Source organism: Methylorubrum zatmanii (genome assembly GCF_014845115.1).
Taxonomy (GTDB): Bacteria; Pseudomonadota; Alphaproteobacteria; order Rhizobiales; family Beijerinckiaceae; genus Methylobacterium; species Methylobacterium zatmanii.
Window position 1 is genome coordinate 1 of record NZ_NKUI01000049.1, and the last position, 10,129, is coordinate 10,129.

Here is a 10,129-nt window from a genome sequence, read left to right on the forward strand (position 1 = left end):
CTCCCCAGCCCGCCCGGCCCCGATCAGGGGAGGGCAGGCGCCATTTTCGGGGAACGAGACGACCCCTCTGGATGCGGATGTCCTGGGGGGCAGCCTTACTTCTGCTTCTGTCCGTCCCCCCCGCTCACCGCCTGACTGAGCTTAGCGAAATTCTTGGTCACCAGGGCGATGTTGGCCTCGGACGGGCTGACCGACTTGCTGGCGGCGATGGCCCCCTCGAACTCCTTGACGGCGACCGCCTTCTCCTTGGCGGACAGCGTCTTGTCGGCCCGGACCGCCGCGAGCTGCTTCTCGAGCAGCGGCGCGGCCCCGACATAGCTGCCGGTTTCGGGATCGATCCCGGCCAGCACCGTGTCGACGCTGTCGCTGGCGTCCTGGAGCTCCGCGAGGCTGGCGAAGCCGTTCTTCTTGGCGATCGCCTCGGCCCGGGCTTCGAGCCGCTTCACGGCCTTCGGATCGGACTGGCCGCCGGGCAACTTGGCGAGTTCGACCTGCGCCGCCACGAGGCCGTCGACCAGCTCCTGGGTCAGCGCCACCTCCTTGCCGGGCTGCGGCGCCTCGGCCGTCCCGGCGGGCTGGGCCGCGGCCGGCTTCGCCTGGGCCTGCGCCGGCCCGGCGCCGAGAAGGATCGGCATCGCCGCCGCGAGGGAGGCTGCGAGAAGGGAGGCAAGCCGGGTGCGCGAAAGGATCGTCATGGTCGTTCTGCCTGTGATCGCCCGTCGGCGGGTCTGGCCGAGATCCCGCCTCGGGGGGAAGCCTTCGCCCGCGCCGTCCGCTTCTGGCAGCGGGTCGCGGCGAAACCGTGATCGTCCCGGCACGATGCGCGCAGCCGCCACGCCGTGGCCGCAAAGCCGGCCTCTGTTGCCCGGCCCGCCGACGGTGAGGAGACAGGAGCCCGTGAGCCATGCATCCGCACGCCCGCGCCCCCGTCCCTCCCTGCGCGCGGCCCTGCTGCTGGCCTGTTTCGCAGCCCTGGCCGTGAGCCTGGCCGTGAGCCCGGCCCGCTCGGAGGATCAGGCCTACGCGGAAAAGGCCGAGGCCCTGGTCGCCCCCTATGTCGAGGCGGGCCTGTTCTCCGGGGTGATCCTCGTGGCCGAGGATGGGAAGCCGATCTTCCGCCGCGCCTACGGCCCCGCCAACCGCGAATGGGACATCCCCAACACGCCCCAGACCCATTTCCGCATCGGCTCGCTCACCAAGGCCTTCACCGCCGCCGCCGTGCTGACGCTCGCCGAGGCCGGCCGGCTCGGGCTCGACGATCCCCTGCGCCGCTGGGTTCCCTCGGTGCCGCCGGCCTGGGAGGGGGTGAGCCTGCGCCACCTGCTCCAGCACCGCTCCGGCATCATCAACTTCACGGCGCTGCCGAACTATTTCGACCAGATCGCCCGGACCGATCACACCCCCGCTCAGATCGTGGCGCTCACGGCGGGCGAGCCGCTGCTGTTCGCCCCCGGTACCCGGTTCGAGTACAGCAACACCAATTACGTCCTGCTCGGCATGGCGATCGAGGCGGCGTCCGGCCAATCCTACGAGCCATATCTGCGCGACAAGATTCTCGCGCCGCTGGGGCTGAAGGAGACCGGCTACGACGACCTCACCGTGATCCTGCCGCGCCGGGCCGCCGGCTACCGGCGGGGGCGGTCGCAATGGCGCAACGCCGCCCCGATGGCGGCGAGCGCGGCCTATGCGGCGGGCGCGCTCTACTCCACCGTCGACGACCTGCTCGCCTGGGACAACGCCCTCACCGGCCCCCGCCTGCTGTCCGAGGCCTCGCGGGCGGCGATGTTCGACGATGGCGGCACCGGCTACGCCCTGGGCTGGTTCGTCTCCCGCGCCTTCGGCAAATCCAGCGGCAAGCCCGGCCACAAGCCCGGCGACCGGCAGAGCGGCCACCGTGTCTGGGGACATGCCGGGTCGATTCCCGGCTTCCTGTCGATCAACGACCTCTATCCCGACGACCGCCTCACCGTGATCGTGCTCTCGAACACCGAGACCGCGCCGGCGCAGAAGATCGCCCGCGATCTCGCCGCGCTCCATCTCGGCCATTACGAGGCGCCCGAGGAGATCGTGCTGGAGGACGTGATCCTCGACCGCTACCCCGGCACCTACCGCCTCGGCCCGCGCGCCTTCCTCACCGTCGCCCGCGAGGGCAGGGGGCTGACGGCGCGGGCGACGGGCGAGGCCGCCTTGCCCTTCGTCCCCGAGAGCGACCGCACCTTCGTCAGCCGGGTCGCGGATATGCGCCTCACCTTCGAGACAGAGCCCGACGGCCGCCCGTCCGGGGTGATCCTGCGCCGGGACGGCCGCGACCGGACCGGACCGCGCGTGACCGAGGCGGAGGCGCGGGCGATCCTGGCCGAGCCGCAGCAGGAACATCGCGAGGTCGCCATCGACCGGTCCGGCCTCGCCGCCCTCGCCGGGCGCTACGCCCTGGCGCCGGGCGTCGAGATCGCGGTCACCGTCGAGCAGGGCCACCTGTTCGCGCAGGCGACCCGGCAGCCGCGCAACGAGCTGTTCCCGGAGGGCGAGCGCGCCTTCTTCCTGCGCGCCGTCGATGCGCAGATCACGTTCACCACCGACGAGACGGGCCGCATTGCGGGGCTGATCCTGCACCAGAACGGCTACGACACCGAGGCGCCGCGCCTGCCCGAGGGGGCACCGCCGGTTGGACTAAGGGTGGGGTCGCCACCGGGGCCCAAAGGGTCTAACTGATGGGTCCGCGGCCGCCCTCGACGGCCGCCGCCAAGCTCGGCGCGGCTTGAACACTGACAGCCGCGCCCGGCGCGGCCTGCGACCATCGTCAAGTCTGCGGCCGCCAGAAGCCGCGTTGGCCAAAAGTCCATCTTGATCAGACGGGGCGCCTGCTCTTGTCTCCCGCGGCAAGGCCGGCGGCAAGAGCGGTCGACGAACGAGCGCAATGGAGGAAACGCGATGAACAAGCCCGAATTCCTGGCCGATGCCAAGACGAAGTCGCCCTTCTCGGCGCGCTACGACAACTTCATCGGCGGCCAGTGGGTCGCGCCGGCGGCCGGCCGCTATTTCGAGAACACCTCCCCCATCACCGGCAAGGTGATCTGCGAGGTCGCCCGCTCCGACGCGCAGGACATCGAGAAGGCGCTCGACGCCGCCCACGCCGCCAAGGATGCCTGGGGCCGCACCGCCCCGGCCGAGCGCGCCCGCATCCTCAACCGCATCGCCGACCGGATGGAGGAGAACCTCGACCTGATCGCGCTGGCCGAGACCTGGGACAACGGCAAGCCGATCCGCGAGACCACCGCCGCCGACATCCCGCTCGCCATCGACCATTGGCGCTACTTCGCCAGCTGCGTCCGCGCCCAGGAAGGCGCGATCTCCGAGATCGACCACGACACCGTGGCCTATCACTTCCACGAGCCGCTCGGCGTCGTCGGCCAGATCATCCCGTGGAACTTCCCCATCCTGATGGCGGTGTGGAAGCTGGCGCCCGCCCTGGCCGCCGGCAACTGCGTCGTGCTGAAGCCCGCCGAGCAGACCCCGGCCTCGATCCTCGTGGTTCTGGAGCTGATCGGCGACCTGCTGCCGCCGGGCGTCATCAACGTGGTCAACGGCTTCGGCCTGGAGGCCGGCAAGCCGCTCGCCTCCTCGCCCCGCATCGCCAAAATCGCCTTCACGGGTGAGACGACCACCGGCCGCCTCATCATGCAGTACGCCTCGCAGAACCTGATCCCGGTGACGCTGGAGCTGGGCGGCAAGTCGCCGAACATCTTCTTCGGCGATGTGGCCAACGAGGACGACGACTTCTTCGACAAGGCCCTCGAAGGCTTCACCATGTTCGCCCTCAACCAGGGTGAGGTCTGCACCTGCCCGAGCCGCGCGCTGGTGCACGAGTCGATCTACGACCGCTTCATCGAGCGCGCCATCAAGCGCGTCGAGGCGATCACGCAGGGCTCGCCCCTCGACCCGGCGACCATGATCGGCGCCCAGGCCTCCTCCGAGCAGCTCGAGAAGATCCTGTCCTACGTCGATATCGGCCGCCAGGAAGGCGCCGAGTGCCTCACGGGCGGCGCCCGCGGCACCCGCGACGGCGAGTTGGCCGACGGCTTCTACATGCAGCCGACGGTGTTCAAGGGCCACAACAAGATGCGGATCTTCCAAGAGGAGATCTTCGGCCCCGTCCTCTCGGTCACGACCTTCAAGGACGACGAGGAGGCGCTCTCCATCGCCAACGACACGCTCTACGGCCTCGGCGCCGGCGTGTGGACCCGCGACGGAACCCGCGCCTACCGCTTCGGCCGCGCCATCCAGGCGGGCCGCGTCTGGACGAACTGCTACCACGCCTATCCGGCCCACGCGGCCTTCGGCGGCTACAAGCAGTCCGGCATCGGCCGCGAGACCCACAAGATGATGCTCGACCACTACCAGCAGACCAAGAACATGCTGGTCAGCTACTCCTCGAAGAAGCTCGGCTTCTTCTAAGGCTTACGAAAACCCGTCGAGACCGACTTCAGCCCCGGCCATCAGGCCGGGGTTTTTTGTGTGAAGAGACGCGGCGCGAATGCCCCGTCCCCTTCTGCAGGGGAGGGGGTGGCGGTGCGCTCGCTTCAGGCTCCACGCGCCCGGATCAGCTCGGCCTCGCCCCCCTCCACCAGCAGCTCGGCCGGCATCGGGTGGCTGAGGAAGCCGGTCGGGCTCGCGGTGAGGCCGTAGGCGCCCGATTGCAGCACCGCCACGAGGTCGCCCTCGGCCAGCGGCGGCAGCGGGGCGGCGCGGGCCAGCATGTCGAGGGGCGTGCAGAGCGGGCCGACCACGGCGGTGGCCGTGCACTCGCTCCCCGCGTCCACCACCGCCGCCAGGGGGAAGTCGCGCTTGACGATCTGGCCGAGATTGCCGCTCGCGGCCAGATGGTGGTGCATCCCGCCATCGGTGATGACGAAGCGGCTGCCGCGGGATTCCTTCACCGCCAGCACCCGCGCCAGGTAGAGGCCCGCCGGGCCGGCGAGGTAGCGGCCGGGCTCCAGCACCACCCGGGCCGGAGCCAGGAGCGGGTTCGCCCGCAGCGTCGCGATCAGGGCCGGCAGCCCGGCACGGATCGCGGCGAGATCGAGGGCGGTGTCGCCGGAGAAGTAGGGGATGCCGAGGCCGCCGCCGAGGTCGATCGTCTCCAGCGGCCGGCCGATCCTCTCGGCCATGCGCGCCGCGAGGCCGAGACCGTAGGCCCATTGGCCGAGAAGCGTCTCCGCCTTCAGCCCCTGCGTTCCGGCGAAGAGATGCAGGCCGGCGAGGCGCAGGCGCGGCATGGCCTCCACCGCGTCGATGGCCGCCTCCATCTCCTCCTCGTCGAAGCCGAAGGGGGAGGGCTTGCCGCCCATCCGCATCGCGCCGCCCTGGGCGGTGGCGCCGGGATTGATCCGGAGCGCCACCCGCACGGTGACGCCGTGGCGCTCCGCCGCCGCGGCGACGCGGGCCATCTCCTCCCGGTTCTCCAGATGGATCTCGCCGATGCCGCCGCCGATCACCCGGTCGAGGTCGGCCGCGCTCTTGCCCGGCCCGGCGAACAGGATCCGCTCAGCGGCGACGCCCGCCCGAAGGGCGGCGTCGAACTCGGCGCCGGAGGCGATCTCGGCGCCCGCTCCCTCCTGGCCAAACACCCGGATCACCGCCGGGTTGGGGTTCGCCTTGACGGAAAAGTCGACCTCCGCGAAGCCGGCGACGGCCTCCCGCAGGGCGCGATAGGTCCGGCGCATCGTCCCGGCATCGTAGACGAAGAGCGGCGTGCCGAATTCTTTCGTCAGCTCGGTCAGCGCCAGGCCGCCGACATGCAGGACGCCGCCCGCATCGCGCGCGAAATTCTCGGCGATCAGCGCAGTGGCGAGATCCGGCATCGCGAGGGGGGCCTCAGAGCCCGTTTGAGCGGGTTGCCTTGGCAAGCTCATCGCTCCTCATGCTGAGGCGCCGGCGCAGCGGGCCTCGCAGCACCCCGGAACGGTCGATCCCATGACAGTCCTCCGCTGGAAGGCGTGTCGCGGGGTGCTGCGAGACTGCTGGCGCAGCACCGCGGCCTGAGGACCGTCATCGGCCCCGGAACGGGTCGGTCGAACTGAGGCTGCGTCATGGTGTTCGGCCCTCGCAAGGGAGTTTCGTCCCCTGCTCCTCCTTCTGAGGGATAGGAGACTCAGATCTCCGCCGCCGCGCGCTCGGCGGTGAGGCGCTTGTAATCGACCTTGCCATTCGGCGTGGTCGGCAGGGTCGGCACCGCCTCGATGGTGCGGGGCACGAGGTGCGGGGCGAGCGCCTTGCGCAGGGATTGCAGCACATCCGCCGTCCCCGGCGCGCCCTCGGCGGGCACGGTGACCGCGTGGATGCGCTGGCCGAGGCTCGGATCGGGCAGGCCGATCACGGCGGCCGCGCGGAAGGCGCCGGTCTCCATCAGCGCCGCCTCGACCTCGGTCGGGCTGACGCGGAACCCCTGCGTCTTGATCATCGTGTCCTCGCGGCCGATGAAGCGGAAATAGCCCTCCGCATCCTCCACTACGAGGTCGCCGGAGCGGCAGACGAGGCCGGGGGCGGCGCCGGGCGGCGGGAACGGGTCCGGCACCAGAACCCGGGCGGTGTCCTCCGGCCGCTTCCAGTAGCCGAGGGAGACGGTCGGGCCCCGGTGATGCAGGATCCCGGGCTCGCCGGGCTTGGCCCGCCGGCCCTCGGCGGTGACGATGACGATGTCGGTCTCGGGGATGGCGCGGCCGATCGAGTCCGGGCGCCGGTCGATCTCGTCGGGCGGCAGATAGGTCGAGCGGAAGGCCTCCGTCAGGCCGTACATCAGCACGATCCGCGTATGCGGCAGCCGGGCGCGCAGGCGGGCGATGGTCGGGAGGGCGAGGCTCCCGCCGGAATTGGTGACGAGGCGCAGGGCCGAGAGATCCGCCGTGGCGAGATGCGGCGCGGCGCGGGTCAGCAGCGTCCAGAGGGTCGGCACGCCCGCCAGCACCGTGATGCGGTGCGTCTCCAGCGCCCGCACCACGTCGTCCCCGAGCCGGGGAGTGAGCAGCACGATCCGCGCGCCCTGCTCGACGCTCGTCAGAAGCTGGTTCAGCCCGTAATCGAAGGAGAAGGGCAGCACCGAGAGGATGCGCTCCTCCGGCCCGATTCCGAGATAGGTCCGCACGATGCGGGTGCCGGCGATCAGGTTGGCGTGGGAGAGCATCACGCCCTTGGGCAGGCCGGTCGAGCCCGAGGTGTAGAGGATCGCCGCCAGCCCCTCGGGCGCCGCCTCGCCGGGGGTCAGCGGCGCTTCGGCCTCGCCCCCGGTTTCCGCATCGAGGACGCGCAGATCCGACAGATCGTCGAGGGCGCCGTCCAGCCCCGCCGCGTGGCCCGCATCGGTCAGCAGCACCCGCGCGCCGCTATCGGCGACGATGTGGTGGACCTGGCGCGGGCGCAGGCTCGGGTGAATCGGCACGAACACGCCCCCCGCCGCGCTGGCGGCGAAGATCGCGACGCATTCGCGGATCGATTTCGGCAGGAGGATCGCGACCCGGTCGCCGGGCCTCAGCCCGAGGCGGCGCAGCCGTTCCGCCAGGGCGGCGACGCGCGCCCGGAAGGCGCCATAGGTCAGGGTGTCGGTGCCCTCGATCACCGCCGGATGATCGTCCGCGCCGGCTCCATCGAGCAGGTGGTGCAGCAGCGTCGGGGCCATCGGACAGATCTGGCGGCAGGTCAGGCGTCGGAGCGCCGGTCGTCGATGAAATGGGCCAGCGTGTCGACGCTCGCGAAATTGGCGAGGTCGAAGCTGTCCTCGTCGACCTCGACGCCGAAGCGGTCGCCGAGATGCATCATCAGGTCGAGGATGCCGATGGAATCGAGGGCGTCGCTCGTCACGAGGGATGTCTCCCCCGTGACCGCGCCCGGAGGAAGGCCCGGGTTGCGGGCCGCGATGAAGGCGAAGATCGCCTCCCGCACGTCGGCCATCGACTGAACCACGGCGTGACTATCCTTTGAACCGACCCATGCTGCACTCGAAGTGCGGGCTTAAGCCCAACATCGGGGCAAGTCCATCGCCCGTCCATCGCCTGCCCCCGCTCGCGATCCCCAGCCATCGTCTCTTTGGCGCGATCCGCTTAACCCGCGATTCACGCTGGCCCCCGAGGTTTTCCGGCATCTCGTCTCGTCCGGAGTCCTCGGCCCGTGTTCGGTTCAGCCCAGAACGGCGTGCTTCTCGCCACCCGCCTCCTCATGGCCTCGGCCCTGCTGCCGACCGGCGTGGCGCGGGCGCTCAACGTCTCGGGTTTCGCGGTGACGCTGGCGGGCGCCGGCTGCCCGGCCCCGAACGCCGTCGCCACGGCGGCGGTGATCGTGCAGGTGTTCGGCCCCCTGGCGGTCATCCTCGGGGTGATGCCGCGGATCACCGGGCTGGCCATGGCCGGCTTCGTCGCCGGCATGGCGGCCCTGCTCCACCCGTTCTGGCTCCAGACCGGCGCGGCGGCGGCGACGGAGCGCAGCTTCCTCTTGGCCGATCTCGGGCTGGCGGGCGCCTTCCTGATGTACGCGATGACCGGCCCCGGCGCCTGGAGCTGGCAGGGCTGGCGCAGCAATGCCGCCGCCGCCCCGGCCCGAGCCCCCACGAAAGGGCCGAAGGCGCCGGCCCGGAAGAGCGGCGTCAAGCGGACGGGCGGCCGGGCTCCGGCGCGTGCCGCGGCGTGACCGGGGCGAGGCTCTGAGGCGAGCCGTCGGCGGGCCTCGGCACGGCCTCGGCGACCCTGCGCTGGCCCGACACCTCCGCCCCCGCATCCGGCGCGAGACGCCGGAACACCAGGAACGAGCCCGCCGAGATCACGGCCACGCCGAGGAAGGCGAGGGGAAAGTCCTGCGCCGCGATGCCGGCATGGCCGTGCCACGCGGCGGCGCCTTCCAGCGCCAGGGCGCCGATGGAGACACCGAGGCTCAAGGAGAGCTGCTGGGCGACGCTGGCGAGGCTGGTGGCCGCGCTCATCTCCCTCGCCTCGAGATCGGCATAGGCGATGGCGTTGACGCAGGTGAATTGCAGCGAGCGGACGCAACCGCCGAGCAGCAGCACACTGACGATGATCCAGTGCGGGGTCTGCGCCGTGAACAGCCCGTTGGCGGCGAGGAAGGCCGAGGCGACGAGGGCGTTCGTCACCATCACCCGCCGGAAGCCGTGGGCCCGCAGGATGCGCGGGCCGACGATCTTGATGAGGAGCGCGCCCGCCGCCGCCGCGAAGGTGATCAGCCCCGAATGCAGGGGATCGAGTCCGAAGCCGATCTGCAGCATCAGCGGCAGCAGGAATGGAATCGCCCCCGTGCCGATGCGGAACAGGCTTCCCCCCGTCACCGCCGCGCGAAACGTCTGGTGCCGGAGCAGGTCGAGGCGGATCAGCGGATGCGCGGTGGAGCGGGCGTGGCGCAGGTAGAGCCCGATCAGGGCGAGGCCGGCCGCCATGCAGGCCCAGGACACGCCGTCCGGCAGGAGATGCCGCCCGGTCGAGGCGAAGCCCAGCATCAGCAGGGCGAGACCGCCGCCGGAAAGGAGGAAACCGGTGACATCCAAGGGCGGACGCGTCTCCTCGCGGATGTCGCCGAAATACAGGGTCGCCAGCACGATGCCGGCCAGCCCGATCGGAATGTTGATGAAGAAGATCCAGCGCCAATCGGCATAGGTGGTGATGAAGCCGCCGAGCGGCGGCCCGAGGATCGGGCCGATCAGCGCGGGAATGGTGAGGTATGCCAGCGCTCCGACCAGTTCGGATTTCGGGACGCTGCGCAGGATCACGAGGCGGCCGACCGGCACCATCATCGCCCCGCCGATCCCCTGCACGAAGCGCGCGGCGACGAAGCCGGTGAGCGAGTTCGCGGCGGCGCAGGCCAGCGACCCCGCCATGAAGACGCAGAGCGCCCCCCGGAACACGTTGCGGGCGCCGTAGCGGTCGGCGGCCCAGCCCGAGACGGGAATGAAGATCGCGAGACTCACCAGATAGGCGGTCAGCGCGAGCTTGAGGGCGATCGGGTCCACGCCCAGGCTCGCCGCGATCGCCGGCAGCGCCGTGGCGATCACCGTCGAGTCGGTGTTCTCCATGAACAGGGCGGTGGCGACGACGAGGGGAACGATCTGGGCGGGGCGCATCGGAGGGGACAAGCG

8 protein-coding genes are annotated in these 10,129 nt (G+C 71.1%); 3 read left to right on the forward strand and 5 right to left on the reverse strand.

Annotated features, from left to right (window positions below; all coding sequences use genetic code 11):
- Positions 1-95: 95 nt before the first annotated feature.
- Entirely contained in the window at positions 96-695 is a 600-nt protein-coding gene (locus tag MZTS_RS07020; RefSeq protein WP_192282821.1) for a hypothetical protein, read from the reverse strand.
- Positions 696-897: 202 nt separating this feature from the next.
- Here MZTS_RS07020 and MZTS_RS07025 point away from each other — a divergent pair, with 202 nt between their 5' ends.
- Together MZTS_RS07025 and adh are read left to right on the forward strand one after the other, a co-directional pair.
- Positions 898-2,712, forward strand: a complete 1,815-nt coding sequence (locus tag MZTS_RS07025) for a serine hydrolase (RefSeq protein ID WP_343068717.1) — start codon at positions 898-900, stop codon at positions 2,710-2,712.
- Positions 2,713-2,931: 219 nt separating this feature from the next.
- The gene (gene adh / locus MZTS_RS07030; protein WP_192282826.1) at positions 2,932-4,455 is read left to right on the forward strand and encodes an aldehyde dehydrogenase; all 1,524 of its coding nucleotides are present in this window, start codon (positions 2,932-2,934) and stop codon (positions 4,453-4,455) included.
- A gap of 125 nt (positions 4,456-4,580) precedes the next feature.
- Here the strand turns inward: adh and MZTS_RS07035 are convergent, their stop codons facing one another.
- The 3 genes from MZTS_RS07035 to MZTS_RS07045 form a co-directional block, all read right to left on the reverse strand.
- Complete coding sequence (locus MZTS_RS07035) at positions 4,581-5,861, reverse strand: type III PLP-dependent enzyme (protein ID WP_192282828.1); 1,281 nt, start codon at positions 5,859-5,861, stop codon at positions 4,581-4,583.
- A 290-nt stretch (positions 5,862-6,151) separates the two neighbouring features.
- Entirely contained in the window at positions 6,152-7,672 is a 1,521-nt protein-coding gene (locus tag MZTS_RS07040) for an AMP-binding protein (RefSeq protein ID WP_192282830.1), read from the reverse strand.
- 20 nt (positions 7,673-7,692) lie between these two features.
- The gene (locus MZTS_RS07045) at positions 7,693-7,944 is read right to left on the reverse strand and encodes an acyl carrier protein (RefSeq protein ID WP_192282832.1); all 252 of its coding nucleotides are present in this window, start codon (positions 7,942-7,944) and stop codon (positions 7,693-7,695) included.
- 216 nt (positions 7,945-8,160) lie between these two features.
- Between MZTS_RS07045 and MZTS_RS07050 the strand changes: the two genes are divergently transcribed.
- Positions 8,161-8,676, forward strand: a complete 516-nt coding sequence (locus tag MZTS_RS07050; protein ID WP_009863008.1) for a DoxX family membrane protein — start codon at positions 8,161-8,163, stop codon at positions 8,674-8,676.
- On the opposite strand, the gene MZTS_RS07055 is transcribed toward MZTS_RS07050, so the two are convergent.
- Positions 8,633-10,114 carry an MFS transporter gene (locus tag MZTS_RS07055; RefSeq protein ID WP_192282834.1) on the reverse strand — a complete coding sequence of 494 codons (1,482 nt, stop codon included), beginning with the start codon at positions 10,112-10,114 and terminating at the stop codon, positions 8,633-8,635. The two genes, MZTS_RS07050 and MZTS_RS07055, sit on opposite strands and share 44 nt — an antisense overlap.
- Positions 10,115-10,129: the final 15 nt, after the last annotated feature.